Source organism: Micromonospora sp. NPDC023956, from assembly GCF_040639195.1.
GTDB lineage: Bacteria > Actinomycetota > Actinomycetes > Mycobacteriales > Micromonosporaceae > Micromonospora.
The window spans coordinates 180263-206136 of record NZ_JBEZZN010000012.1 but is presented as its reverse complement, the minus strand read 5'-3'; the positions used below and the strand labels follow the sequence as shown (position 1 = coordinate 206136).

The following is a 25874-nucleotide window of genomic DNA, read 5'->3' as shown; positions in this document are numbered from 1 at the left end:
AACGGGGACGCCTCCACGACGGTCCGAGCCGGGGACCGGTTCACCGGAATCTCGACTGATCTGTCAGTGATGATCATATTTGTGGCGGTGCGTACCACTGGGGTGGCGGCAGGGCCTTGGCGGCGGCCCGTTCGGTGATGGCGGCCTGCTCGTCCCGGGCCGCCGCCGAGATACGCGCGGCGTCCGGCTCCCGGTACCACGGGCGCAGCCGGATCACCGCCGGCCGGATGCCGGTGGCCAGCAGCAGCGCGGTCCCCTTCGGCAGCGCCCGGATCCGGTCCGGCGGCAGCACGTGCTCCTGCCGGAACGAGGTGGACCGGGTCGCGCCGTCCCGGCTGCGCGAGACGCTCAGCGTCCGGACGTCGTGCTGGCCGACCAGCTTGGCGACCTTCTCCACGAAGTCGGCGTCGTCCAGCCCCGCGCCGAGCAGTTTGACGGTGGCGGCGCTCCACAGCGCGTCCATGCCGGCCTCGCCCCAGACCCGGGAGCCCTGCCGGTAGCTCTGCAACAGGGTGACCACGTTGATGCCCCGGGACCCGAGGTGGGAGTAGAGGTCGGGCAGGTCGGAGATGCGGCAGACGTTCGCCGCCTCGTCGAGCACGGCGGTCAGCGGCGGGTCGAGCCGGCCGCCCATCCGCTCGGCGGCGACCACACCGGCCCGCAGGGTGGCGTCGGCCAGCCCGGCGATCACCCCGGCGGCCGACCCGCCGCCGTCCTTGCTGAGCAGGTAGAGCGTGTCCCGGCCGAGGACGTGCTGCTCCGGGCGGAACTGCGGCAGGCGGTCGTCCCGGGTCACCCAGGCGAGGATCTCCGGGTCCAGCAGGCAGGCCACGCACTGCCGGGCCGTCTCGTAGATGCCGTCGCGGGTCTCCACCGCGCCGCGTACGGTGCCCTGCAACTGCTCGGCCATCGCGGTCATCCGGACGTCGCGCAGCAGGTCCACCGGGGTCCGGTCGGCCGGATCGGCCAACCAGGCGAGCAGGTCGGTGACGGTGGCCCCGCCGCGCGCGGCGGCCAGGAAGAGCGCGGTGAGGGTGTTCTGCGCGGCCGAGATCCAGAAGTCCTTCTTCGCGGTGTCGTCGTTGACCGAGGCGACGAAGTGCCCGGCCAGCCGCCGGGAGCCCTCGATGGTGACGCACTCGGCGAGCAGGTCCCACCACATGCCCCGGGGCGTGTGGGCGATGCCCTGCGGGTCGAAGGTCCAGACCGTGCCGACCCGCTCCCGTTCGGCCCGGGTCACCGCGTACACGTCGGACTTGTTGGAGGTCAGCAGCACCGCCCCGGGGGCGCGCAGCACCCGGGGAATGGCGATGCCGGTGGACTTGCCCGCCCGGGGCGCCATCAGGTCGAGTTCCACGTCCTCGAACGAGGAGCGCAGCTCCGGGCCGTGCGGCAACAGGTCGCCGAGGAGGTTGCCGGTCTCGTCCGGCGGCAGGTGCTTCCGTCCGGCCAGCGAGGGGCGCAGCTCGCGGGCGCGGGCGGCGATCCCGGCGGGGGCCATCGACGCCAACTCCCGCTCGCCGGCCAGGTTCCGGCCCCGGCCGCCCAGCCGCCCGAGCAACTGCCGGGTCGCGGCGGTGCCCGGCACCAGCAGCAGGACGGTCACCAGCATCATCCCGCCGTAGACCGCCCAGGCCGGCACGCCGGGCCAGAGCACCGCGACCTCGCCGGAAACCAGGTGCAGGTACGAGCCGAGGGCGAACGGCGGCGCCAGCCAGCCGTGCCCGGTCAGCGCGGCCCCGACCGTACCGCCGAGCCAGGCGAGCGTGAAGATCACCAGGTTCACGGCGGCCACCACCGTCACCGCCAGGAAGAACATGTCCGCCCCGTACGGCCGGCCGCCGGTCGGGCGGCTCACCGGGTCCACCCCGGGTCACCGGTGGCCGGCTCCCCGGCCGGGGACGCGAACTCCGACCGGGTCACCAGGTTGCCCAGCTCGGCCTCGGCCTCGAAGGCGGCCGTCCGGGCCGCCGCGCGCTCGGCGGCCTGCTCGGCGGCGTACCGGTTCTGGGTCCACCGCTGGTTGGTGTCGTGCAGCCGCCGCTCGGTGTCGGTGATGGAGACCCGGATCGGGATGCCGGGGCGCCCACCGACCTTGATCAGGAAACGGCCGCGGCCGGGGGGTTCCTCGTTGGCGCCGGTGCTCGCCCAGCCGGGCGGCGAGGACCAGGACGAGACCAGGTCGATCTCCCGCCGGGAGAGCCCGATCACCCGGCCCAACTCCTCCATCTCCGCCGCCGGCAGCCCGGCGCAGGCGACGATGCCGGCCCGCTCGACGAAGCCCCGGGCCTTGGCCCGGTCCGCGTCGGTGCCGAGTGCGTCGGCGTCCTTCAGGGTGTGGGTGATCTTCGCGTCACCGAGGCCGAGCGACCGGTTGAGCCGGGTCAGGGCGTCGATCCGGTCGACGATGCCGGAGGCGGCGCGCAGCGGTCGCCACAGCTCGTCGAGGATGGTGAAGAACCAGCGCCGGGGGGCCAGCCCGGCGTCGGCGAGGGCGTGCGCGGCGGCGACCGTGCCCAGCCCGTCCGACCAGGCGGCGAGCATCGCCGCCGCGGTGAGCTGGGTGTCCGCCTCGCCGATCCGGGAGATGTCGATGCAGACCGCGGGGGCGTCCGGGTCGATCCGGGTGGAGGTGGCCGCGCCGAAGGTGTCGCCGAGCGCGCCGTCGAGGATGCCGAGCAGGGAGCGGTGCAGTGGGTCCACCGCGTCCCGGTAGCGGGTCTCCTGCCCCCGGTCCAGGGTCACCGCGCGCACCCGGTCCGGCCCCTCCTCCAGCACCCGGAGCAGGTCGGGCAGGAGCGGCGGCCGGCCGGGCGGGGTGTGCTCGCGCAGGTGCCGCAGGCAGGCGGAGAGCACCGACTGCTCGTGGTCGTCCAGCGCCCGGCCCCGGACGATGGTGAGCAGCGCGGCCACCATGTTCAGCACCCGGCCGTGGGTCTCGGCGGCGAGCGCCTTGCCGGCCCGGCCACCGATCCGCTCGGCGGCGAGCCCCATCGCCCCCGGGTCGAGCACGTTGATCCCGCCGACGCCCCGGCCGATCGGGATCACCTGGCCGCCGAGCGCGCGGACCGTGTCGGCGTAGTCCGGCTTCAGGTCACCGAGGACCAGCGGCACCACGCCGGTCGCGGCCAGTCCCACCGCCATCCGGTTGATCAGGGTGGACTTGCCGAGACCGGGCATGCCGAGCATGAACAGCGACGGGTTGGAGATGTAGCGGGCGCGGGTGAACCAGGAGATCGGGTCACCGCAGACGGTGGCCCCGGTGAAGAGGTGCTGCCCGATCGGCACCCCGGACATCGGCGCGCCGGACCCGGCCGAGAACGGCCACAGCCCGCACGCCTGCACGGTGGTGGCCCGCCACATGGTCGGCGCGTCCAGGTAGCCGACCCGGCCGCCGCCCGGTCCGGGCCAACCCCGGGTGGACCGGCTGCCGGCCGGCGCGACGGACCGGGTCGGTTTCCGCTTCGGGGCCGGCGGGGCCTGGTCGTCCGGGTCCCCGACCAGACCGGTCAGCGCGGTGGTGGTCCCGGCGGTGCCGGCCGGCCAGCCGGCGGCGAGGTCGAGCATCCGGGTGGGATGGGCGCCGGCGGTCACATCGCCTCCTGGAGTTCGTGCGGCAGCATGGTCTGCTCCCAGGGCAGGACGCCGACCGGAAGCGTGCAGGTGAACGCCGCCGCCTGCATCCGGTTCGCCGGTCGCATGGCGATCCGGGTCGCGCCGGTCATGTTGCGGACGATCACCGAGGCGTCGTCGAGCTGGGCGGCGGTGTCGACGGTGATGGTGAGCATCAGCGAGAACTCGACCAGCCCGGCGCCGGTCGCCTCCTCGGCGGCGGCCTGCTCGGCGGCGCGGACCTCGGCGGCGGCTCGGGCCTGCACCATGCCGCGCCGGGAGGTCGCCATGAACTGCGCGGCCCGCCGGTCCGCCTCGACGATCCGGGCCGAGGTGGCCGGGTCGATCGGCCGGTAGAGCAGCGCCACCCGCTTGCGGCGGGTGCCGGCGGAGGCGTCCAGCATGGTGCGCAGCACGCTGGCCCGGACGGTGCCCCGGGGGGCGAGGGTGAGCAGCCAGGTCCGGGAGACCCCGGAGTCGTGCTGGTAGGAGTCGACCGTCTCCACCGCCGCGACCGGGCCGGCGTCGGCCCACTCCAGCCCGGTGTGGCCGTGCTCGGCCCGCACGCTCAGCACCTCGGCGGCGCTGGCCGGGTCGTACGCCACCCGGACCACCTCGGCGATCTGCTCGGCGGTGAGCGGTTCGGCCAGTCCTCCGCCCGCGCTGACCAGTCCGGTCAGCAGGCTGGGCACCCGGATCGCCAGGTCGGTGACCACGTCCTCCGGGTCGCGCCGCTGGTTGCCGGGCACGCCGTAGGTGAGGGTGACGTAGGAGTTCATCTCCGACGAGGCGGAGGGGTAGTCGTCGACCACCTCCTCCATCACCGCGCGGGCGGTGGCCGGGGCGGACCCGTCGAGCCGGGGCAGCACCTCGGTGGCGAGCCGGGTGCCCGGGTCCGGTGCGGTCTCCACCACCACGGACGCGCCGCGCAGGCCGGGCTCGTGGGCCAGCCGGGAGAGCCACTCCCCCCAGAGCGCCACCCAGGTGTCGACCTGGTCCGGGTCGACCAGGGAACCGCCGTCGGGTTCGCAGCGCAACACGATGGTGTAGAGGTTGCGGCCGCGGTGGTGCAGCACGCCGAAGGGCCGGTCGTAGGCGTCCCGCCCGTCCCGCGTCTCGACCCGGGTGAGCATGCCCGGCGGGTGGAACCGCCCCTCGGGACGGGCCGACAGTGGCCCGGAGACGTACAGGTGCTCGCCGCGGGCCCTCCGTTGCCGCCAGCCGATCCGCACCGACGCGAGCTGGTACAGGTTCCGTCCGTCCTGGGTACGGATCGCCATCGGGGCGAGCCCGAGCACGAACGGGGTGGCGACCACCGCCGACGCCGTGAGCGAGACCAGCGAGGCGAGCAGCACCAGCACCAGGCCGCCGAAGACGCCGACCGTGCCCACCAGGCCCAGCCGCCCGAGCCCCGGCCGACGTGGCCGGCGCCAGTTGCCGTACGTGGGTTCGATGTGTGCTTCCGCCGTCATGTCCTCTCCCTTCACGTCGGCCCCGACCCACCCCGTCGGACGGGTCCGGGGCCGGTCAGTTGTGCCCGGCGTCGCCGTCCGCGCCGCTGATCGAGCTGGTCACGATCGCCCGGCCGACCCGGGCGCCCTGGGCGGCGGCGTCGACCGCCACGCCGACCGGGCCGGCGAGGCGCGCCGCCCCGGCCGTGGCACCGGCCGTCGACGCGCCGGGGGCACCGGTCCCGCCGGTCGAGCCGGGGCCACCGGTCGCACCGGCGGAGCCGTCCGAGCCGGCGGAGCCGGGGTGCCCGCCGGAGCCGGACGAACCGGGGTGACCGCCGGAGCCGGACGTCCCGTCCCCGCCGGTGGAGCCGTCCCGACCGCCGGAGCCGGACGGCCCCGACCCCCCCTGGTCGCTCCGGCTGTCCCCACCGCGCGATCCGGACGGGCCGCTGTCGCCCTGGCTGGTGAACGCGGAGCCGGCCACCTTCTTCGCCCCGGAGGCGACCGCGCCGCCCACGGCGGAGATGCCGGCGGCGGACGGGTCGCCGGTGCCCAACGCTGCCGTGGCCGGAACGATGATCTTGAGTAGGGCGGGCAGGGCGACCGCCGAGAGCAGCAGCACCCCGATGCCGGCGATCCGGCTGTGCGCCGAGTCGTTCTCGTTGCCCACCGCGATCATCTCCGCGCCGGAGAACATGATCAGGCCGACGGTCGGCTTGTAGAGCAGCCAGGCGACCAGCCAGCCGATGTGCTTGCGCCACCAGCCGGTGCCCCAGTTCGTCATCGACGCGGCGGCGGCCAGCGGCAGGGTGCCGAGCAGGATGGTCAGCACACCCAGTCGGATGTAGAGCATCAGTACGTGCACGATCGCCGAGATCAGCAGCAGGAAGGAGAGCACCAGCAGCAGGAACGACTCCAGGCTGGACCCGTTGTCGATGCACGGGACGCTCTTGACGACCTCCAGCGCCGCCGACGAGAAGAGATGGTCGGAGAAGTCGTCGGAGAGTTCGGCGGCGTAGCTGATGGTGTAGGCCCCGGCCCCGGCGACCAGGATCACCCGGAGGAAGCCCTGGAGCGCCTGCTTGCCGGCGTCGCCCCGGCGCTCCAGCGCCATCCGGGCGGCGGCGACGAGGATCGACCCGATCGACAGGTAGACGATGATCCACTCGATCTGGTCGCTGATCAGGGCCGGTACGCCGGCACTGCCGTCCGCGCCGGGCGCCATGCCGTCACCGAGGGTGGGCACCTCCTCGGTCAGCTCGCCGAAGATCGCGATGGCCGCGGCCAGCATCAGGTTGGCGATCATCCGCACGATGGTGCCGATCGGGTCACCGAGGAACGACAGGAAACCCAGCAGCAGGTCGAGCGGATCCGGTGGCGAGCAGGCGCCCACGTCAACTCCTCCAGAGGGTGAACCCGGCACTACCGGTGATGACCTCGGCCGAGGTGTGCACTGCGCCGGTCCGGGTGGGGGCGACCTTCCAGTCGCCGCCGTCCCAGCGCAGCTCCACCACGGTCGCCACGTAACCGCCGGAACCGCTGCGGACGAGCACCTGCACCCGCGCGGCCTCCGGCGCGTACCGGAGCAGGGCGTAGCCGGCGTAGCTGCCGCCGCCGCGCACGGCGGTGGACCCGGTCGCGGCGTCCAGCCGGGCCACCAGCACCTCCCGGCCGCGTCCGGTCACCACCTGCCGGTCGGCGACCGCGCGCCACTCCGGCCCGCCCAACTGGGTCGGGATCACGTGCGCCGCCAGCACCGCGCCCATCGGGGTACGCGCGAAGCACCGGAGCACCGGCCCTGCGGTGGACGGGCCCTCGCTGGCCGAGACCGGTACCCGTTTCCCGGCATCGAGGGTCCGCCAGGTCACGTCCCCGGGCGGCACCGCCGGACCGGACGCCACCGTCCGGCCGGGCGGACAGGCCCCCGCCTCCGCCGGTCTCCGCTCGACGGCGGCGGGACCGGGGTCGGCCGGGTCGGCACCGGTGTCCCGGGTCAGCCAGACCACGGTCGCCAGCAACACCGCCCCGGCGAGGAAGACTGCGGAGAGCACCCAGTTCCGCTCGTTCCAGAACGGCGGGTCCGCCCCGGAGCGCCGGTGTTCCCGGCCGGTCACGGTCATTCGCCCTGTCCGCCCTCGCCGCCCTCGCCGCCGGTTCCGCCGTCGAAGATGAACCCGGCCAGCGGGCCGGCGGCGGCGACCAGGATGCAGCCGCAGAGGACGAGGCCGAGCCGGGTCAGGTGCTCGGAGCTCTCGCCCCGCTTCACCGAGATCGCCATCATCGTTCCGGTGATCAGCACGCCGGCCACGCCGGCGGCGGTGCCCGCCCAGGCCACCAGGTTGAGCAGCGTCCCCACCAGGTCCTCCAACTCGCCCGGGGCGTCCGGCTCCGGGTTGTCCAGGGCGGGGAACCGGACGACCGCCCAGGGGGCGACGGCGGAAAGGATCATGAGCGACATCGGTTTTCTCCTCGTGGGTGCGCGCCGGGGCGCGTGGCATCGGCCGGGCCCGGGTCCGGGCTCGGGGAGAAGTGGTCGGGTCGGGGTGGTCGGAGGGTCGGGTCAGAGGCCGAGGTCGCCGAAGTAGGTGACGAGCGGTCCGGCGGAGGCCCCGAGCACGCAGGCGAACGCGACGAAGACGAGCCCCCGGAAGTGGTCGCTCTCCTCACCCGGCATGCCCCGGTTGAGCTGGAGGGCCATCATCGTGCCGACGATGATCAGGCCGGCCACCCCGGCGGCGGTGACGCACCAGGCGAGCAGGTTCAGCAGCGCGTCGGCGCTGGCGTTGCCGCCGGCCGGGTTGTAGGCCGGCGGGGGGTCGAACTTCGGCGCGTCCTGGTCGGGGCCCCGGAACAGCCCGATGGCCAGGTACCTCCCGGTCACGACGCTCTCCTTCCCCTGCCGGACGGCCGGGCCCCGACCGCCACAGCCCTGCCGTCCCGCTGGGCCCCGACCGCCACAGCCCTGCCGTCCGGCTGGGCCCCGACCGCCACAGCCCTGCCGTCCGGCTGGGCCCCGACCGCCGTCGCCAGCCGGGACAGGCCCTTGGGCAGGCGGCCCGGGAGCCGCCCGAGCCGCAGCGACGGCAGCCAGGGCACCCGGTGCAGCGGCGCGACCGACCGCAGCACCCGGATCCGGCGGCCCAGCGCCAGCGGCAGGCCGCCGGGCGCGTCCGCCACCACGACCAGGCCGGTCAACCGCATGCCGGGCGGGTGCCGGCCCTCCCGCAACGCGTTGAGCGCCCGGGACGCCGCACGCAGCCCGTCGGCGTTGCTCCGGGCGACCAGCATCACCTGGGCGGGTTCCGCCAGCGCGGCGTCGGGCCAGCGGCAGCCGAGGTCGGTGCCGCCGAAGAGCCGGGTGAGCGTGGTGGCGCCGGCGCCGCCGTGCGCCGCGATCCACCCGATCCCCTCCGCCGCCAGCGACCGCCGGGGCGGCAACCCGAGGCCGTACGCCTGCGGCGGCGGCACCGCCGTCGGGTCGGCTGCCAGGGCTGGGGCCATGCCCGTCCACCTCCTTCCACGAATCCGGTCCGGTCGACGGCTGCGGTGAACCGGGCGCGGTTCCGGCCCGTTGGACGGGTCGATCCGGGCCGCCGACGGACGCTCCTACGGGGCTCCGCCGCCCCCGGTTCACGCCGGATCGCAGGTTTTTTCGTCCGACCGGGAACCTGGACAGGAGGGGACGTGACGGCTTCCGACAAGGGTGGTACGGGTTCCGGAAAGAGCCACGCCGCGATCGTCGGCGCGGCGATCGCCGCCGGCCTGAGCTGCCTCGGCTCGCCGGTGCTGGCGGTGGGCGGCGCGGCCGTCGTCCTCGTCTTCGGCGGGCTCGGCGTCCTGCTGGCCCCGCTGATCCTGCTCATCCTGCTCTTCGGCGGGGGCGGATCGGGCCTGGACGCCGGCCAGACCGCCGACGACTCGCTCGCCGCCGTCCAGGGCGACGGGAAGGGCGACCTCGACCGCAGCCAGGTGCCGGCGGCTCTGGCCGACACCGTCGAGGACGCCGGCTCGACCTGCTCCGCGATCGGCCCGATCGTGATCGCCGCGCAGATCGAGGTGGCCTCCGGCTGGGACCCGGCGAAGGTCGGGCCGGGCGGCCGGGTGGGCATCTCCCAGCTCCCGCCCGACGTGTTCACCCGGTACGGCGAGGACACCGACGACAACGACGAGACCAGCGCCCTCGACGAGGAAGACTCGATCATGGCGCAGGCCCGGTACGTCTGTGCCCTGGCCGGCGAGGTGCGGACCCTGCTGGACAACGGTCAGGCGATCGGTGACCCGCTCGACCTGACGCTTGTCGCGTACGACCAGGGCATCGACGCGGTCCGCGAGGCCGGCGGCATCCCGTCCACCAACGAGGCCCAGTCCTACGTGGTGCAGGTCCGGGCGTTGTTCGGCAAGTACCAGGGGCTCGGCGGCCCTCCACCCTCCTTCCCGCCGACCGCCAGCCCGTCCGCGACCGACGACTGACCCTCGCAGGAGCAGCCCGTGCCGACCCCGGAGACCACCGCCCCGCCGGAGCAGGCGGTCGACCGTCCGCCGTTCATCCTCTACCTCGACGGTCCCCGGTACGCCGAGGCGCTGCACATGCTGACCACCTGGGTCCACCACCTGCTGCTGCCGGTCTACGCCCGGGAGACCACCTCCACCACGCCGTGGTGCCCCCGGTGGTGGCTGCACCCGGAGGCGGTCGCCCAGCTCTACGGCCTCTGGATGGCCTGGCAGGAACTCACCGGCCCGCAGGCCGGGATGTGCGGACCGGCGAACTGGCACCGGGACTACCTGGCGCCGGTGATGGGCGCGCTGCGCGACCCGTCCGGGCCGTTCGCCGGCTGCAAGGTGGGCGGGCACCGGGCCAAGGAGGTCCCCCGGATCGACCCGCTCTGACCTCGGCGCTGCTCCTGCTCCCGGGCGGCCGTCTGCGCCGCGCGGCGTGCCCGCCCGCACCCGCGGCGGAGCGGACGGCACCGCACGGCGTGCCCGCCTGCACCCGCGGCGGAGCGGAGGGCACCGCACGGCGTGCCCGCCTGCACCCGCGGCGGAGCGGAGGGCACCGCTCAGCGCCGGTGCCCCCGCGGACCGGCGGGGGGCGTGACCGTACCGGGCATCGGTGCCGGGGAGCCCGGTGGGGACGGCTGCCACCCCGGGGTCGACGACTCGCTGCGTACCGGCGCGGGCGTTCCCCCCGACCCCAGCGCCGCCACCCGGGCCGCCGGCCCAGGGCGGTACGGCGTCGGCGCCACGATCTCCGGCGGCGTGGTCCGGTCGGAGCGGACAGATCCGGAACGGCTCGGCGAGAGGGTGGGGCTGGCGAGCGCGGCGACGTCGGCGACCGACCGGTCCGGCGTACGGGCGGGCGGGGGTGTGGTCGGTGCGCCGCCGACCGTCGGCGGGTGCAGGTAGTGGCCGGAGACGGTGGGCAACCCGCCGTTCTGCCACAGGTCACGCAGGGCCGGGTTGCCCTGGATCACCTGGTCGAGGCGTTCACCGATCCGGCTGAGGTACCGGGCGTGCGCCGCCTCGAATGCCGCCGGCACCCGCCACTCGTGCGGCAGACCCGGTGGCGGGCCCGGACCGAGCGGACCGGCGACCCCGCCACCCGGCCGCGCCCCGGGTGGCGGGCCTACCGCGGCCCCCCGTTCGGCAGGGAGCGGCGGCAGCGGCCCCCGGCCACCACCCACGCCCGGACGGGCGGGTGCTTCGGGCGGGCCGTCGAGCAGCTCGTCGACGATCCGGTTCACGGACCGGACCAGCCGCACGATCGCGTCGGTGAGGCCGGCCGGCCGGTCCGCCGGTTTCCCGGGGCCGACCGGCCCGGCCGTGCCGGGTGCCGGACCCCAGCCGGGGCCGGGGACCGGGTGCACCGCCGGCGGGTCGACGGCCCGCTGGGCCGACTCCACCAACCCGCGCGCCGCCTCCCGCTCCCCCCGCATCATCTCCGGGTCGGTGCGGTCGAGGCGTGCGTCGAGGCGGTCGAGGTCCTGCCGGAGGATCGCGAACACCACCCGATCGAGGTCACGGTCGGGCGCGGGCGGCTCCCCGGGTCGGGTCGGCGCGGTTGGCTCGGACACGGGGCCACCTCCGGCAAGCCTCGGGCGCTGCTGTCCGGGGCTCTACGTCCGTCGCCGGTCGCCGGTTCACCAGCCGTGCCGATCGGTGGCTCAGCGGGGGGCGTCGTCGTCCCGGGAGATCGGGGCGGTCACGATCGCCGAACCGTCGGCGAAGCCGACCGTGACGAAGGCCAGGTCCTCGATCGGAAGTGACAGTTCGCCGGTCACCTCCTGCGGCCCGCCGGAGGTCGTCCAGTCCCGTACGACGTGGGTGACGCCGTCCCGGGTGACCGCGAAGAGCCGGTGCCGCAGGCCCGGACGAAGACCGGTGGCGGTGATCCGGATGGTGGAGCCCCGCTCGTCGTCGGTGGTGATGGTGACGGAGAGGCTGACGCCCTGCGCGGAGCCCTGCCCGGTGGCGGTCAGCACCACGTCGTCGCCGGAGTTCAGGCCGACCACGACCCCGCCGCCCAGCACGACCGCCATGACCAGGGCCGCCGCGCTGCCCCAGAGCATCAGCCGGCGGCGCCGGGCCGTCCCACCGGGACGGTTCCGGCCCGGACCGCCAGACGACCGGCCACCGGGTTCCCCGGGGCGGGCGCCGCCCGGCCGGGTCGGACCGGCGGACCGGGATCCGGCGTCGACGGCCGGGCCGGTGGCCGGCGCCGGCACCGCGGCGGCCGGCGGCAGCGCGGTCGCCGGAGACAGGGCGGTCGCCGGAGACGGTGCAGTCACCGCAGCCGGGGACGGCGGCGCGGGGGCGGACGGGGGTGACACCACGGCGGCGGACGGGGACGGCGGCGCGGGGGCGGCGGACGACGGGTCGGCCGCCGACGGCCCGGACATCGCGTCGAGGTCGAGGCCGAGGTCGGCCCAGTCGGCCGGACCGAGCCCGACCAGCGCGCCCGTCACGTCGCCGATCTCGCCGGCCTCCGCCAGGCAGCGCGAGCAGCCGGCAAGGTGCGCCTCGAAGGCCTCCCGCTCGGCGTCGTCGAGCGCGCCGAGGAGATAGAGGGCGAGGGTCGCCTGCTCGGTGGTGGGGTTCTCGCCGCCGGTGCGCATCAAGCCCCCTCCTCAACCCGACAACACCATTCGGTGTGGCGGCACCCGGGGACAGCATCCGTTCCGGGGGTCGGGCGAGGGACCGGGCCTGGTGGAGTCAGGATGATTCCGTCGAACCGATCGCCGCGTGCAGCGCGCGCACCGCATAGTACGTCCTGGATTTTACAGTACCTTCGGGGATACCCAGCCGCTGCGCGGCCTCGGCGACGGAGGCCCCCTTGTAGTACATCTCGACCAGCACCGCACGGTGCTCCGGGCTGAGCTTCCCCAGGGCGAGCCGGACCGTGTGCGTGCTGACCACGCGGTCCATCACGTCCTCGCCGGTGGTCAGCCGGTTCGGGTCCGGCATGCCCACCTCGGGCGGCCGGGCCTGCCGGGACCGCATCGCGTCGATCGCCACGTGCCGGGCGACGGTGTAGAGCCACGGGGCGATCCGCTGCGGTTCGGCGGCGAGGGTGGGCAGGTTCCGCCAGGCCCGCAGGAAGGTCTCCTGCACGAGGTCCTCGGCGAGTTCCTGCTGACCGAGCACCAGCCGGGTGAGGAAGCGCAGCAGCGGGGTCCGGTACTCCTCGTGGATCCGCCGCATCAGGGTCTCGGTGTCCGCCGGGGCGGCCTCCGCGTCCGCCGTGCGCCCCGGCCCGAGTGCGTCGTTGGGCACCGCCGACACCGCCCGCCTCCCCCTGACGTACGGGTCGGACCCGTACCGTCGGGTCGACATCGTCGTATCGACGGCCGACCCACCTACCGGGAGAGAATAGCCGGACCCGTGGGAGCGTGTACCAGGCCGGCGCGGCCGACGGCGTACCTCGTCGACCCGGGTGCCCGCCTCCCGACATCGACGCTCCTCCCCTGTGGACGATCCCGGCTGCCGGTTCGGTTCGACGGTCCGGGTAGGACTCATCGGACGAACCGCAGCCAGCGGACATTGGTGAACTCCTGCGGCTGGCCACTGGTGAAGGTGAGGTAGACGTCGTGCCGGCCGGTCGTCGGGCGCAGACCGCCCGGGACCGTCCGCCACTGCTGCCAGCCGCCGGTGCCGGCCACCGCGACGCTGCCGACCACCGGGTTCCGCTCGCCGCCCAGCCGGATCTCGACCAGTCCGGAGATCCCCGGGTCCGCGCCGCTGGCGACCCGCACCTCGAAGCCGGTCACCGGCTGGTCGCCGAAGTTCACCCCCTGGTACGCCACCCAGTCGCCGTCGGCGATGAAGCCGATGTGCTCGCCGCCGCCGTCGGTGCCCTCGGTGCGCACCCCGTGCTGCCGGTCGAAGCCGTCCGCGGCGATCTCCTGGCCCACGCCGCGCTTCCGGTCGCCGCCGTCCACGGTCGGCGGAGGCACGACCGGGGCGGTCGGGTCGGTCGCCGCCCCGCCGCCGAACGGGGTCAGCGTGAGCGTCATCCTGCCCGGCGCGGTGTCCTGGATGTACGAGGCGTCGCCGACCACGTCGTCGAAGGGGAAACCGTACGCCCGGCCGTCGGCGGCGTGCCGGTGCAGCACCCGGGCGTAGTGGTTGGTCACCGGATGCTGGTAGAAGGCCTCCCGGCTGGTGACGGGCTGGTCCGGTCGGGCCAGCACCGAGCGGTTCAGCGCGGCCCCGAGGATCGCCGCGACCGGCCCGGACACCCCGTCGTTCGGCGCGAGCAGGGCCCCGTCGCAGAAGAACACGTCCCGGGTGGACGGCCGGTCGAAGGCGCGCACCCCGTTGTCGAAGGTGAGCCGCCCGTCCACCACCCGACCGGTGTAGCGGCCGGCGGACGTGACGACCCGCAGGTCGGTCCGGCTGTACCGGTCCCACATCTCCCCGACGTACCCGTCGAAGTAGCCGGGATCGAACCGGCCGGTGCCGATCGCGTGACCGGGCGCGATCACCCGCAGCCGGTCGCCGACGACGAGCCGCTCGAAGCCCGGCTGGCGGGACAGCTCGTCGAAGACGGCCTCCCGCCCGCCGTCCCGGAGCCGGCCGGTGGTCGCCTCCGCCGAGCCGGTGAGCCGGATCGACATCGGGATGCTGAACATGTCCACCATGGTGGTGTTGCAGAACATCCCGGCCGCGTTGTAGGTGAACTCGCAGCAGTCGTGCAGCACCCCGAACGCCGGGTCGCCGTCCACCCAGCCCACCGGGTACTGGAGGGCGGGCCGACCCGCGCCGTCGGTCACCACCCGGAAGGGCAGCTCGCCGTCGATCGAGAAGTAGATCCGGCCGGACATCATCGGCAGCTGGAACGAGGTGGCACCGCTCGCGGCGAGCGGCACGGCGATGTCGGCCCTGCCGTCGGGGCCGTTGTCGGCCAGCGAGGCCGGGCTGAACCGGCCGCTCTCCCGGACGTACCCCATCTCGCCGGTCTCCAGGTCGGTGCCGACGACGTACATCCGGATCGCCGCGTTGTCGAACCGCCCTGTGCTGTTCACCACGGTCAGCGGCAGGCCGCCGGACGCGCGGGCGCGTGACATCAGCGGAGCCGCGACCGCCGGCACGCCGACCACCGCCGCCCCGGCCAGCCCCATCCCGAGCAGCCTGCGTCGCGTCACCATGGCACCAACCTCCGATCGTCGCCGCCGGCTCCGGCAGGACGCGCCGTGCTGCGCGCTGCGGACCGTGACTGCCCCGTTGACGGGCAGGTGACGTCCTCGGTTCAATGTGCACCGGCACCACATCATTCGGCTTGAGCCACCAACGGTGAACCGTCCGCAGCGACCGTCCGTCATGACAGCGATGACGCCCCGCCGAAAGGGATGGCCCGTGACATCCGTCTCTCCGTCCGCCCGGTCTCCACTCGGGCGGATTCCCCGCCGTCTCGCCGCCGGTCTCGTCGCCGGCCTGGCCGTCCTGAGCGCGGTGGTCGCCGCCGTCGGTTGGGGTGTCGCCTCGGCCGAGGACGACGACCTGGTCGGCCGCCCGGTCTCCGACGAGCTTGCGGCCACCGTCGTGGCCGCCGCCCGGTCCTGCCCGGTCCTCTCCCCCGCCCGTCTCGCCGGGCAGCTCATGGCCGAGTCCGGGCTGGACAGCCGGGCCCGGGACACCGCCTCCGGCGGGCGGGGCATCGCCGGACTCGACGACCAGGACTGGAAGAAGTGGGCGCCGTGGCCCGACGCGGCCCGGTCGGACGCCACCGCGAACACCATCGCCCTGGCCCACCAGCTCTGCGACCTCAGCGGACAGCTCCGGCTGAAGAAGGTCGACGGGGACGCCTGGCGGCTCTCCGTCGCGGCCTTCCACACCGGACTGGACGACGTGGTACGGGCCGGTCAGGTGCCGCCCCCGGCCGTCGAGTACGTCGACGAGGTCAGCGCCTACGCCGCGTACTACGGCAAGCTGACCGTCTTCGGCGGCTCCGGCGACGTACGGCCGACCGGCGGCAAGGAACAGCCGAAGGCCGTGCCGGCCGAGTACGTGCCGCTCGTCGTGCGGGCCGGCTCGGTCTGCCCGCAGGTGTCCCCACCGGCGGTCGCCGCCCAGTTGATGGCGCTCTCCGGGTTCGACCCGAACCGCCTCGGCCCGTCCGGGCAGCGCGGTGTCGCCCAGTTCCTGCCCGAGGTCTGGCAGGCGTACGGCCCCGACGGCGTGTCCGCCTGGGAGCCGGAGGTGGCCGTCCCGGCGGTCGGCAGCGCGATGTGCGCCATGGTCAAGGACCTGGGTGGGCTGGCGGGCGATCCCTACCTGCTGGCCCTCGCCGCGTACCGCAACGGGCCGACCGCCGTCCGGCAGACCGGCGGCGAGCTGGACAGCGCCACCGAGGCGTTCGTCCGGACGGTGCGGGAGTTCACCGACTTCTACACCCTCGACGGACGGCTCCGGCCGGCGGCGCCGCCGACCCCCACCCCCAGCGCGCCCGCCCCGAAGCCGACCGACGACGCGCCGACGCCGACCCCGAGCGCCAGCAGCAAGGCCCCGCCGACCAAGCGGCCGGCGCCGGTCGACCCCGGACCGCAGCGGCCCAGCACGATGAAGCAGCTCGTCGGCAAGGAGACCGGCCTCTGCGTGAGCGCCGGCGCGGGCACCGACGGCACCGTGCTCACCCTGCGGCCGTGCCGGGAGGAGAAGGCCCAGTGGTGGGACTTCCGCGCCGACGGCACGATCCGCGCCAACGGCCTCTGCATGGACGTGGCCTGGGGCGACAAGCAGGACGGCACGCCGGTCCAGGTGGCCCGGTGCAGCGGCAACCCGGCCCAGCAGTGGCGGCGGTCCCCGGAGGGCGGCATCGTCAGCACGCACTCCAACACCTGCCTGGACGTGGACGGCCACGGCACGGGCGCGCCGCTGAACATCTGGTACTGCGTCTTCAACCCCAAGCAGACCTGGTCGCTGCGCTGACCCGGACCTGACGGCGGGGCCGGTGGAGGTCCACCGGCCCCGCCGATCCGGAGGTCAGTTGGCGTAGCCGCGCCGGCGGACCCGCAGCAGGTAGACGAAGCCGCCACCGGCGACGAGCGCGACGACGAGGACGACGGCGAGGGCCACCCCGCCGTTGCCGCCCCGCTCGGGTGCGGAGAGCGGGTTCTCGCCGTCGAGCCGCTTCGCCACCGAGGCGCCCGGATTGATCATCCCGTGGCCGAAGCGGGCGTCCGGCGCCTCGCCGCCCAGCTTGTCGGCGGTCTCCTGGATACGCTGCCTGACCTGCTCGGCGGTCAGGTCCGGGTAGGCCGCCCGGACCAGGGCCGCCTGCCCGGCCACGAAGGCCACCGCGAACTGGGTTCCCGTGTTGCTCACCACGCCGCTGCCGCCGACGCCGATGCTGGCCACGTCGACGCCGGGCGCGACCAGGTCGACGCTCCCCTCCTGGTACTCCTCGGCGAGCTTGTCGTCCACCCCGACGGCCCCGGTGAGGATCAGGGCGCCGGTGCCGGAGTCCTCCCCCTTCTCCGGCCGGTCCAGCGGCTTGGTCGGCGCACCCGCCACCACCAGCACGTCGTGGTTGAGCGCGGTGGTGATCGAGGCCGCCACCGCCGGGTCGGTCAGGTCCACGTACGACCCGAGGGCGACCACCGAGGCACCCGCGCTGACCGCCACCTCGACGGCGTTGGCCGCGTCGGCGGCCCGGCCGTTCCCCGAGTTGCGCACCATCCGGACGGGCAGGATGGTGGCGTCCGGGGCGATGCCCACCGGGGATTCCTTCGTGCCCGCGTCGGCGGCGACGATCCCCGCCATCGCGGTGCCCGACCCGAGGCAGTCGACGTCGCCCCGGCCGTTGCCGACGGTCACGTCCGCGCCGACCGCCACCCGTCCGCTGAGCTGCCCGACGGTGGCGTCGACCCCGGAGTCGACCACGGCCACCATCACCCCGTTGCCCCGGGTCAGGTTCCACGCGCCGTCGGCGGCCATCCGCAACTGGGCCCAGTTGGACTTGCTGCTCGACGCCCTGGTGACGGTGCACCGCTCCGGACCACCACCGCCGGCCGGTCGGCCGGTGCCGGAGGGTCGCGGGCTGGGCGACGGACTGGTCGGGCTGGCCCCCGGGGCGGGCTTCGTCGGACGGACGGTGCGCGACGGGCTCGGCTTGACTCCCGGAGCGGCCGGTAACTGGCCGTACTTCACCCCGTCACCGGCCGCGTCCCAGGGCAGCACCAGGTGCCAGCCGGCGTTCAGCCGGGTCGGATCGGACAGGCTGGCCCCGTCCGGCTGGACCCGTCCGGTGTTGAGCTGGTAGATCTCCGCCGATCGCTCGGCGCTGCCGAGGAACCGCAGCGCGATCTCGGAGAGGTTCTCCGGCTCGCCCTGGTACGCGGCGGCGACCACGTAGTACTTGACGTACGCCTGGTCGTCGGGATCGGCCGCGGCTGTCGACGGGGGCGGTACGGCCAGCAGCAGGCAGCAGGCCATCGCCACCGCGAGCAGGCGGGCAAAAGTGGGGTGCTTCGCCAGCACTGGGATGTCCTCCTTCAGTCACCGCCGCCATGGGTCAGCGGCCGTCTCCGTCTATTGCGGATCCCAGCCAGGTTCGTTCAAATCGATCTGAACCAGATTTCCTTGATCCTCGTCAGGGGGAGCAGGCCGAGGGTACCGGTCATCGATGAACCGGAGGGCCCTCGCGTGTTTCCGACGTCGACCACTGTGGACGTCGGCGGGCCGGGTGGACACGGAGGCGGGGACGGTGGTGGTGGAACTCACGCGGACGGTGGGCGACGCGGGCATCGACCGGTTACCGGCGACCCGCCGCTTCGACCCGCACCGACACCGGCGGATCAGCGGGCTCTTCGACCTCTGGCTGGAGACCGATCCCGACGGCGGTCTGGTGGTGCCCAGCGCGCCCGCCCGGCGGCTCGACGCCCGGGGCGTCGCCGATCTGGTCCGCCGCTCCGGTGGGGCCGCCGACGACGTCCGGATCCTCACCGACGACGGGGCCCGGCACAGCGGGCTGTTCCGCGAGGTCGCCGGGCTGCTCGGGCACGACGTCCTGATCGGCCCGGCCGGTACGGACATCCGGCACGTCACCGCCCGGGGCCCCGCCGAGCAGCAGCGGAGCGACGAGGCCGAGCCCGGCCCGCTGCACGCGGTGGCCCTGGACCGGGTCACCCGGTGCCCGCTGGACTGGATCGTCCTCCAGCCGCCGGACCTCGCCACCGACCTGCCCGGCTGGTTCGCGGTGGACCGGGGCCTGGTCCGGCCCCGTACGGGGGTGGTCGGCCTGCCCCTGCCGGACGGCCTCGCCCTCGCCACCCGCGCCGACTTCGTCACCCGGCGGGCCATCGCGCACCGGCTCGGCGGAACCTCCGACGGCCTGGTCACGGTGGCGGTCACCGCCCGGTCCGGCGGCTTCCTCGTCGGCACGTACGGCGGCACCCAGGAGGTGCACACCGGCGGCCAGCTCGCCGCCCTCCTCGGCGACCTGCCTCTCTACGGCAGCGACCTCCGCCTCTGGCTGACCTGGCCGTCCGACGACGACGAGCGCTCCCGGTTGGCCGAGCAGGTCGCCGAGCTGGCCGAGACGACCGGGGCGACGGTCTGGACGCCGCCGCCCGGCGGCAGCGCCGAACTGGTCGACCACGAACGGGACCTGCGGGCCCTCGACCTCGCGGGGGCACCGGCGCCCTGGCGGGCCCACCCGCCCCGGTACGCCGCCGATCCGCCCGGTTTCGCCGCCACCGGGGACGGACGGCTGGTGTCGCGGCGGTCCGCCGCGCAGGTCGCCGTCACCGGGCCCGGCACGTCGGAGCCCGCGCTGCCCGCCGCGCCCGACCCGGGCGGCGATCCTCCCGACGGAGGCGCGCCGATCAGTGCGGCGGGGGGCGCGCCGACCGGTGCGGCGGGAGGCGCGGTGGCCGGTGCGGCGGGGGACGCGGTGGCCGGAACCGCCGCGCCCGCCGCCGGACCGGCGGCGGAGCTGGTCCCGGCCCTGCCCCGGCCCGTCCTGGTCACCGAGGGTCGCCGCGCCCCGGAGTACGGCCCGCCGTGGCTGCCCCGGGGACAGCAGGTCAACGCCGAGGAGTTCGAGGCGTTCGTCGTCTCCCCGGGCGAGCTGGCCCGCGCGGTCCGCGACGGCGTGTCCAGCGCCGAACTGTTCCTGGTCGCCTTCCTCGACCCCCGCTCGGCGGCCCGGGGCAGCCGGCTGCTCCGGGTCCGGGTGCAGCCGGGTGGCGCGGTCCCGGTGGCGGTGCTCCGCTCGCACGTACCCGCGCGGTTCCAGCACCTGATGGGGATGGCCGACTCGTACCTGCTGCCGGCGGCCCGGCTGGACCGGGTGCGGACGCTGGAGGGGTTCCACACCGAGGGCTTCGGCCGGCTCCGCCCCGCCGGGATCGAGGGCGGACCGCTGCGCATCCGGTGCGCACCGGGCACCGGGACGCTGGCCGGGCTGCCCAACGACGTCCGCCGGTGGCCCGGGATCGGCGCCGGCCGGGCGTACGCGCTGCTGCCGGCGAAACCCCACCGCCTGCCCCGGGGCTGGCTCCGGCTGCACCGGGAACCGCCGCCGGCGCGGCCCGGCCGGCTGATGGTGGAACTCCGGGTGCCCCGGGGCCGCACCATCGACGTGCCGGGCACCGCCGGGGCGCTGGGCGGACTGGCGTTCGTCCGCACCCCGGCCGCCCGGCTGCGCGACGCCGGGGTCGAGCTGATCCTCGGCAGCCGCTCGTACGACCGGGTGCGGGTGCACCGCGCGTACCGTCCGGGTGAGGCAGGCTGGCAACGGGTCGCGGACGTGCCGGCCGGCCCGCTACCGGTCGCCGTCGCCGCCCTTCAGTCCGCCACCACCTGAACCGACCACCGGCCGCCGGGCACCGGACCGATCACCACCGGCACGCAGCGCCCCCGGGTCGCGGCGGCGAGCCCACGGGCCCGCCCCACCGCGCCCGCCGGCAGGCCGGCGACCAGCACCACGTACGGCTCCGGAAGCTCCTCCCCCGCAGCCGGCGGATCGGGCAGCGCCGCGAGGGTGCGGCACCCCTCGGGGACGTCGGGCCCGAGGGCGTCGCCGACCACCGCCACCCCGACACCGGCCCGGAGCAGCCCACGCGCGTAGTGGACGGCCATCCGCCGACAGGCGTCGGCCGACCCGACGAGGGTCAGCACGTCGGGAGTACGCCCCAGGTCGACGCGCAGCCGCCACGGCCCGGTCCGGCCCAGGTCCAGCGGCACGGTCGCCCGGGGCGCGGGTTCCGCCCCGCCGAGCCAGGCGTACGCCGGGTCGCCCTGCCCGGCGGCCACCCCGACCAGCCGGACCCGGACCGGTCCCGCCCCGCTCTCCAGGTCGGCCGCGAGGTACGGGACCTCGCCGGCCACCGGCACCGCCGGCCGGGGCACGTCCCGCTGCTCGCCCGCCGGGGCGAGGGCCGGGGCCGGGGCGGGGGCAGGGGCCGCCGGAGCCGGGGACGGGGCGGGGGCCACCGGAACCGCCGGGGTCGGGGCGGGGGCCACCGGAACCGCCGGGGACGGGGCCGGAGAGCCCGGAGTTGCCGGAACCGGCGTTTCCGCTGTCGAGGTACCGGTGCCGACCTCGGCAGGGGTGACCAGCGTGACCGGCACCGTCGCACCGGGCGCGGTGGTCGCGGCCGGTACGCCGGTGGTGTTCCCGGCCGGCGGGAGCGGCGGCGCGGGCCGGGGCTGCGGTGGAACGGACGCGGCCGGTGCCGGCACGGGCGACGGCGCGGCGGGGCCGGCGGCGGGCCCCGCCCCAACGGGGATCGGCGCGGGCGTGGTCGGCACCGGTGGCGCGGAGGTCGCGGGAGCGGCGGCTCGGGCGGACAGGTCGACGGCGGGCACCGGGGCGTCAGGGGCGGGTGGGGTGGACAGTTCGGCGGGGGTCGGGGTGTGGTGCCGCTCCGGCGGCCACGGGCCACGGTCGTCGAGGGCCACGGCCGGACGCCGGAGGCCACCGCGTCGCAGCAGCATCAGCGCCAGCACGGCGAAGACCACCGCGAGCAGACCCGCTCCACCGCGCACCAGGAGTGGGGTGAGCGGGTCGTCCCGCCCGACGTCCTGACCGTGCCGGGCGGCCAGTCCGGGTGCCGTCACGGTCGGGGTGCCCGCCGGGGCCGTCCGGGCCGGGGCCGCCGAGCGGGTGGCCGGCGCGGACGGGGAGGACGGTGCCGGTCGGGCGGCCGACCGGCTCGGCGACGGTCGGGCGGGACGGGGGGCCAGGTCCGGCAGCGGCCCGGTGCGCACCCCCTTTCCCCGGGCGTCCCGGGGCAGCACGAGGATCCAGCCCGGACCGAGGACCATGCCGTCGGTGAAGGTCTGGCCGTCAGGCTGGACCCGACCGGTGTTCAGCTCGACGATCTCCCGGAACCGGTTGCCGTTGCCGAGGGTGCGCAGGGCGATGGCGTAGAGGTACTCCCGCTGCCCGTCGACCGGCGGCCCCACGACGTAGTACCGGCCGGTCTCGGCGGGTGCCGCCGGTGCCACGGTCGGCGGTACGAGCAGCACGAGCCCGATCACCAGGAGCACCGATGCCAGGGCTCGCCGCATCAACACCATCGCCTTCCACGTCCTCGTCCATCGACATCCTCCCGCGTTCGGCCCCTTCTACGCGGCGGGGTGCGGACGGTTCAACGGGGATCGCCACCCGGTGCGACGGTACGGGCGGCGTAGCGGGCGGACAGCGGTACGGGCAGGCCGTGGTCCGGGCGGGCGGACGCAGGACGGTCAAGTTCAGTCGACGCCGCTCGGGCGGGGCCGGGTGCCGAGGACGTCGACGAAGCGGGTCATCGCCGCCTGGAAGTCGACCCGGTCCGCAGCGTGGAACCGGCGGAAGAACCAGTCGGGCACCCGGGCCTGGCCGCGCCGGCTGTGGAAGATCAGATCCTGGGTCTGCCGGGCCAGGGTGAGCAGGTCGCGGGGTGCGGCGGGGGCGGGTGACCCGCCCGGCGCGAGGCGAGCCCGGAGGATGGCGAGCGCCCGGGCGCGTTCCACCGCGACGTCCCGCTGGCTCCGGTAGATCTCCAGGCCGAGGAGCAGGGCGCCGAGGGACGGCACGAACCACTGGAGCAGCAGCTGGGCCACGGTCAGCCCGGCGGTCACCCCGAACACCACGCCCAGCAGCGACCAGAGCGCCACGCCACCGAGGACGGTGTGCGCGTACCGCAGGCGGATCCGGGAGCCCCAGCCGAGGTTCTGCTGCTGGCAGGCGAGCACGTCGTACGGCACCGGAAGCGGCGGGATCTCGTAGTAGTCCCGCAGGTACTGCTCGTCCCCCCGGTACGCGCGCTCCAGCCGGCTGACCTCGTGGGCGTCGATCCGGTCACCGGCGGCCACAGTGTTCCACGGCAGCCCGAACAGGTCCACGTCGAACATCTCCTGAAGGACCGCCGCCTGCCGGAGCTGCCCCCGCGACCAGGCGCCGAGGCCGAGGGCGTTGGCGACGGCCCAGAGCGCGCCGACCACCGTCACGGTGGTGCCGGGTGCCGCCGTGACGGCGACGACCGCCCCGGCGGCACCGAGCACCACCGACACGGCCATCCGCAGGTTGTCGAGGCGCTGGGCGCGGGAGTGGCAGACCGACATGGCCCGCAGGAGGGCCATCATCTCGGGCCGGTTCTGGCGGCTGAGCAGGGAATCGGCGCGTTCGGTCACGTCACTCTCCCGGGCCGGGAACCCGAGCCTATATCCAGCGCGCTATATGTAACAGAGAGCGCGCCGAGAGCGCTTTTTCGGTGACCGGTTTTGTTACTTCCACATAGATAGCAACGCTACGGGTAGGTCATCTACCGATTGTCCGAGGGATCGAGTAGCGTTCCTTGCGCGCGGGATTCCCCCGAGCGCCCCTCGGACGACCCGCCCGGGTCGTCCTGCTCTCCATCCCCTGTGGGCAGGCCCGAATGACCGGCTTGGGCGACGACGTGGTCGACCCCCTCCACCAGCGGATGCCGCCCGAGTTGCTCCGGTCGGAGCTGCGGGAACTGGCGGCAGCCCGCAACGCCATCCTCGACCTGCTGGACGGTCCGCCGCCCCGGCGGAGTTACACGGGTGCCGAGGTTCACCACGGTACGTACACCGACCACAACCTGCACCCGCCGCGGACCAGGAAGCTGCTGCTCAAGGTGCTGCCGCTCAAGGTGCTGCCGCCGGACGGGAGGTCCCAGGAGCCGGGGCGGCACCGTCGGGCCCTCCATCTCGACCGGGAGTTCGCGCGGGAGCATCTGGTCGGTCAGCCCCTCGACCCGGTCCGGCTCTCCAACGGTCGATGGGTCCTGTTCTTCGAGGTGGCGAACGGTGGGGACCGGCTGTGGAGCCTGGACGATCTGGCCGGGCAGGACCTGCTCGACACGTTCCGGACGGTGGTCGCGGCCCTGCTGCACCGCTGGAACGGCGCGACCTCGACCGACGGGCAACTCGGACTACCGGTCGAGCGGACAACCGTGGACGCCTACCTCCGGCAGGAGTTGGCAGCCGCCGACGCAGAGACAGAGCTCCACGACGTGGTGCGCCGGTTCGGGTTCCCCGTGACCCGCGACGAGCCCTGGGTCATCAACCACTTGCGACGGGAGCCCAACCCGCTCCGGTTGCTCGCTGCGCCCTACGGTGACGTGCCGGTCTGGTACTGCTACGGCCTGACCCACGGCGACCTGCACGGCGGCAACGTGGTGGGCCCGGGGGACAGCTTCGGCAGACCCCTGCCCGGAGCGTTCCGACTGATCGACCTGGACGGCTTCGAGGAGGCGGCCCCGCTGAGCCGGGATCCGGTCTGCCTACTGCTGACCACCGTGCTCCGGTTGGTCTCCGACTTCGGGTCCCCCGAGTCGGACGCCCTGGCGGAGTACCTGATCCACCCGGACCGGCCCTGCCCGCCGAACCTGCGGGGACCGGCGGTCGACCTGGTCCGCATCGTCCACGAGGAGGGCCGGCGCTACAGCTCCCCGGACTGGGTCAGCGAGTGGCGGACGCAGGCCCGCCTCTCACTGGTCAGTCAGGCCCTCGTCTGCGCCACCTACACGGATCTCGGCCCGCACCGCCGCCGGTGGTGCCTCGTCCTGGCAGCCCGCGCCTCGGCAGTGGTCGAGCAGGAGCTGCCGACCGACACCGGCCGGTCGGCGGGCGGCAGCGGCCCGCCGGAACCACCTCGCGTCGGCCCCCGGGGCGAGGGGGGCGGGCGGCCCGGCTGGGCGGGCACCACGCCGGTCCCCGCCGCCGGCCAGGGCGGGGTCGGTCTCGCCGAACGTCCACCCCCGGGGCGGCACCGGGCGCAGGATCCGCCTGTCCAGTGGGCTGGCCGGGCCCGGTTCCACGCGGTCGACGCACCGGTGCCCCGGGGCCACCGTCCGCTCCAGATCTACCCCCCGGCCCGCGGGCCGGGTCACGAGACGTCCGCCTCCCGGCTGACGGAGCGGGTCCGTAGCGACACGGCCGGCGAGCCGCCGGTCACCGCGCACGAGATCCCCCACCAGCGCCGATCGGTAGACGAGACGGTGGACGGACCCGGAGCGCAACGTCGTCGCCGGCGACCTCTCACCCGGTGCCTGGCCCGGGGCGCGGTGCTGGTGGCGGCGCTCGCCGCCACCGTGGGAGTGGTGCACCAGGTGGGCACGTCGAGCGGTTCCCCGCGCCCCGGTACGGACCGGCACGCCGCCGGCACCGGACGGGACCCGGTCGACCCGACCGCGCCGCAGCAACTGATGGACCTCGCCCTCCGTGCCGCCCGGGTGGCGGACGAGCCGGGAACGGGCTCGTTCGCGTACTTCTGCCTGCGGACCTGGTCGTTGGACCGTGACGAGCGGACGCTGCGCCAGGACCGCTACCGTGACGAACAGTCCTGGATCACCGCTGACGGCGCGGTCCGGCAGGCCGCCGTCGAGGTCGTCGCCGGACGCCGACTGCCGGCGACCACGTCCACGTACTCGCCGGGTGCCAGCACGGTGACGCATCCGCTGCCCGCCGAGGACCCGGACGTCCTGCGCCGCCAGCTACGTGAGCTGGCGGACCAGCGACCACACGAGCGGAGCGGGGCGGTGGTCGCCCTCGACCTGGTCCTGCACTTCCACAGGTACCACCTGCTCACGCCCGGTCAACGCGCCGCCCTGCTGGCGCAGCTCGCCGAGACCCCCGCGCTGGCGTACCGGGGCGACTACACCGACTGGAACGGCCGGCACGGGGTCGCGGTGAGCGCGGCGGACGGCACGGACGGGCAGGTCACCGCGACCTTCGACCGGCAGACCGGCCGGCTGCTCAGCCACGAGAGGATCCGGGGCGACAGGGTGACCAGCTACACCTCGCTGCGCATGTCGGGACGCACCGACGTCATCAGCCAGGCCGGCTGCTCCTGACCGG

General features: G+C 75.2%; 20 protein-coding genes. 5 read left to right on the top strand and 15 right to left on the bottom strand.

Annotated features, from left to right (window positions below; all coding sequences use genetic code 11):
- Nucleotides 1–73 precede the first annotated feature (73 nt).
- The 8 genes from AB0F58_RS22760 to AB0F58_RS22725 form a co-directional block, all read right to left on the bottom strand.
- Nucleotides 74–1858 carry a TraM recognition domain-containing protein gene (locus AB0F58_RS22760; RefSeq protein ID WP_357146265.1) on the bottom strand — a complete coding sequence of 595 codons (1785 nt, stop codon included), beginning with the start codon at nucleotides 1856–1858 and terminating at the stop codon, nucleotides 74–76.
- Complete coding sequence (locus AB0F58_RS22755) at nucleotides 1855–3594, bottom strand: ATP/GTP-binding protein (RefSeq protein ID WP_357146263.1); 1740 nt, start codon at nucleotides 3592–3594, stop codon at nucleotides 1855–1857. Before AB0F58_RS22755 ends, AB0F58_RS22760 begins: the two co-directional genes overlap by 4 nt.
- The gene (locus AB0F58_RS22750) at nucleotides 3591–5084 is read right to left on the bottom strand and encodes an SCO6880 family protein (protein ID WP_357146260.1); all 1494 of its coding nucleotides are present in this window, start codon (nucleotides 5082–5084) and stop codon (nucleotides 3591–3593) included. Before AB0F58_RS22750 ends, AB0F58_RS22755 begins: the two co-directional genes overlap by 4 nt.
- Before the next feature lie 55 nt (nucleotides 5085–5139).
- Complete coding sequence (locus AB0F58_RS22745; RefSeq protein WP_357146257.1) at nucleotides 5140–6459, bottom strand: hypothetical protein; 1320 nt, start codon at nucleotides 6457–6459, stop codon at nucleotides 5140–5142.
- Between the two features lies 1 nt (nucleotide 6460).
- On the bottom strand, nucleotides 6461–7186 hold the full coding sequence (locus AB0F58_RS22740) for a hypothetical protein (protein WP_357146255.1): 726 nt from the start codon (nucleotides 7184–7186) through the stop codon (nucleotides 6461–6463).
- Nucleotides 7183–7524, bottom strand: a complete 342-nt coding sequence (locus AB0F58_RS22735) for a hypothetical protein (RefSeq protein WP_357146252.1) — start codon at nucleotides 7522–7524, stop codon at nucleotides 7183–7185. The genes AB0F58_RS22740 and AB0F58_RS22735 overlap by 4 nt, the downstream gene beginning before the upstream one ends.
- Before the next feature lie 102 nt (nucleotides 7525–7626).
- Nucleotides 7627–7947: a hypothetical protein gene (locus AB0F58_RS22730; protein WP_357146249.1), complete on the bottom strand. Its 321-nt coding sequence runs from the start codon at nucleotides 7945–7947 to the stop codon at nucleotides 7627–7629.
- A complete protein-coding gene (locus AB0F58_RS22725; RefSeq protein WP_357146247.1) occupies nucleotides 7944–8567 on the bottom strand; it encodes a hypothetical protein in 624 nt (207 codons plus the stop codon). Before AB0F58_RS22725 ends, AB0F58_RS22730 begins: the two co-directional genes overlap by 4 nt.
- Before the next feature lie 183 nt (nucleotides 8568–8750).
- On the opposite strand from AB0F58_RS22725, the gene AB0F58_RS22720 reads away from it, so the two are divergent.
- Together AB0F58_RS22720 and AB0F58_RS22715 are read left to right on the top strand one after the other, a co-directional pair.
- Complete coding sequence (locus AB0F58_RS22720) at nucleotides 8751–9536, top strand: lytic transglycosylase domain-containing protein (RefSeq protein WP_357146244.1); 786 nt, start codon at nucleotides 8751–8753, stop codon at nucleotides 9534–9536.
- Between the two features lie 18 nt (nucleotides 9537–9554).
- Nucleotides 9555–9953 (top strand): DUF4913 domain-containing protein, encoded by a 399-nt coding sequence (locus AB0F58_RS22715; RefSeq protein ID WP_357146242.1) that lies wholly within the window; start codon nucleotides 9555–9557, stop codon nucleotides 9951–9953.
- 170 nt (nucleotides 9954–10123) lie between these two features.
- On the opposite strand, the gene AB0F58_RS22710 is transcribed toward AB0F58_RS22715, so the two are convergent.
- The 4 genes from AB0F58_RS22710 to AB0F58_RS22695 form a co-directional block, all read right to left on the bottom strand.
- A complete protein-coding gene (locus AB0F58_RS22710; protein WP_357146239.1) occupies nucleotides 10124–11137 on the bottom strand; it encodes a hypothetical protein in 1014 nt (337 codons plus the stop codon).
- A gap of 90 nt (nucleotides 11138–11227) precedes the next feature.
- On the bottom strand, nucleotides 11228–12178 hold the full coding sequence (locus AB0F58_RS22705; protein ID WP_357146236.1) for a zf-HC2 domain-containing protein: 951 nt from the start codon (nucleotides 12176–12178) through the stop codon (nucleotides 11228–11230).
- 97 nt (nucleotides 12179–12275) lie between these two features.
- A complete protein-coding gene (locus AB0F58_RS22700) occupies nucleotides 12276–12836 on the bottom strand; it encodes a sigma-70 family RNA polymerase sigma factor (RefSeq protein ID WP_357146233.1) in 561 nt (186 codons plus the stop codon).
- Between the two features lie 239 nt (nucleotides 12837–13075).
- Complete coding sequence (locus AB0F58_RS22695; RefSeq protein ID WP_357146230.1) at nucleotides 13076–14710, bottom strand: beta-1,3-glucanase family protein; 1635 nt, start codon at nucleotides 14708–14710, stop codon at nucleotides 13076–13078.
- A gap of 208 nt (nucleotides 14711–14918) precedes the next feature.
- On the opposite strand from AB0F58_RS22695, the gene AB0F58_RS22690 reads away from it, so the two are divergent.
- Nucleotides 14919–16490: a ricin-type beta-trefoil lectin domain protein gene (locus AB0F58_RS22690; RefSeq protein ID WP_357146227.1), complete on the top strand. Its 1572-nt coding sequence runs from the start codon at nucleotides 14919–14921 to the stop codon at nucleotides 16488–16490.
- Between the two features lie 54 nt (nucleotides 16491–16544).
- Here the strand turns inward: AB0F58_RS22690 and AB0F58_RS22685 are convergent, their stop codons facing one another.
- A complete protein-coding gene (locus tag AB0F58_RS22685; protein ID WP_357146224.1) occupies nucleotides 16545–18041 on the bottom strand; it encodes a S8 family serine peptidase in 1497 nt (498 codons plus the stop codon).
- Between the two features lie 226 nt (nucleotides 18042–18267).
- Between AB0F58_RS22685 and AB0F58_RS22680 the strand changes: the two genes are divergently transcribed.
- A complete protein-coding gene (locus AB0F58_RS22680; protein ID WP_357146221.1) occupies nucleotides 18268–20370 on the top strand; it encodes a hypothetical protein in 2103 nt (700 codons plus the stop codon).
- Here AB0F58_RS22680 and AB0F58_RS22675 read toward each other — a convergent pair.
- Both AB0F58_RS22675 and AB0F58_RS22670 read right to left on the bottom strand, forming a co-directional pair.
- Nucleotides 20352–22079: a hypothetical protein gene (locus AB0F58_RS22675; RefSeq protein ID WP_357146218.1), complete on the bottom strand. Its 1728-nt coding sequence runs from the start codon at nucleotides 22077–22079 to the stop codon at nucleotides 20352–20354. The genes AB0F58_RS22680 and AB0F58_RS22675 overlap by 19 nt on opposite strands.
- A gap of 183 nt (nucleotides 22080–22262) precedes the next feature.
- Nucleotides 22263–23183, bottom strand: coding sequence for an S-4TM family putative pore-forming effector (locus tag AB0F58_RS22670; protein ID WP_357146214.1), 921 nt, complete (start codon nucleotides 23181–23183; stop codon nucleotides 22263–22265).
- A gap of 245 nt (nucleotides 23184–23428) precedes the next feature.
- Between AB0F58_RS22670 and AB0F58_RS22665 the strand changes: the two genes are divergently transcribed.
- Complete coding sequence (locus AB0F58_RS22665; RefSeq protein ID WP_357146211.1) at nucleotides 23429–25870, top strand: hypothetical protein; 2442 nt, start codon at nucleotides 23429–23431, stop codon at nucleotides 25868–25870.
- The last annotated feature ends 4 nt before the right edge of the window (nucleotides 25871–25874 follow it).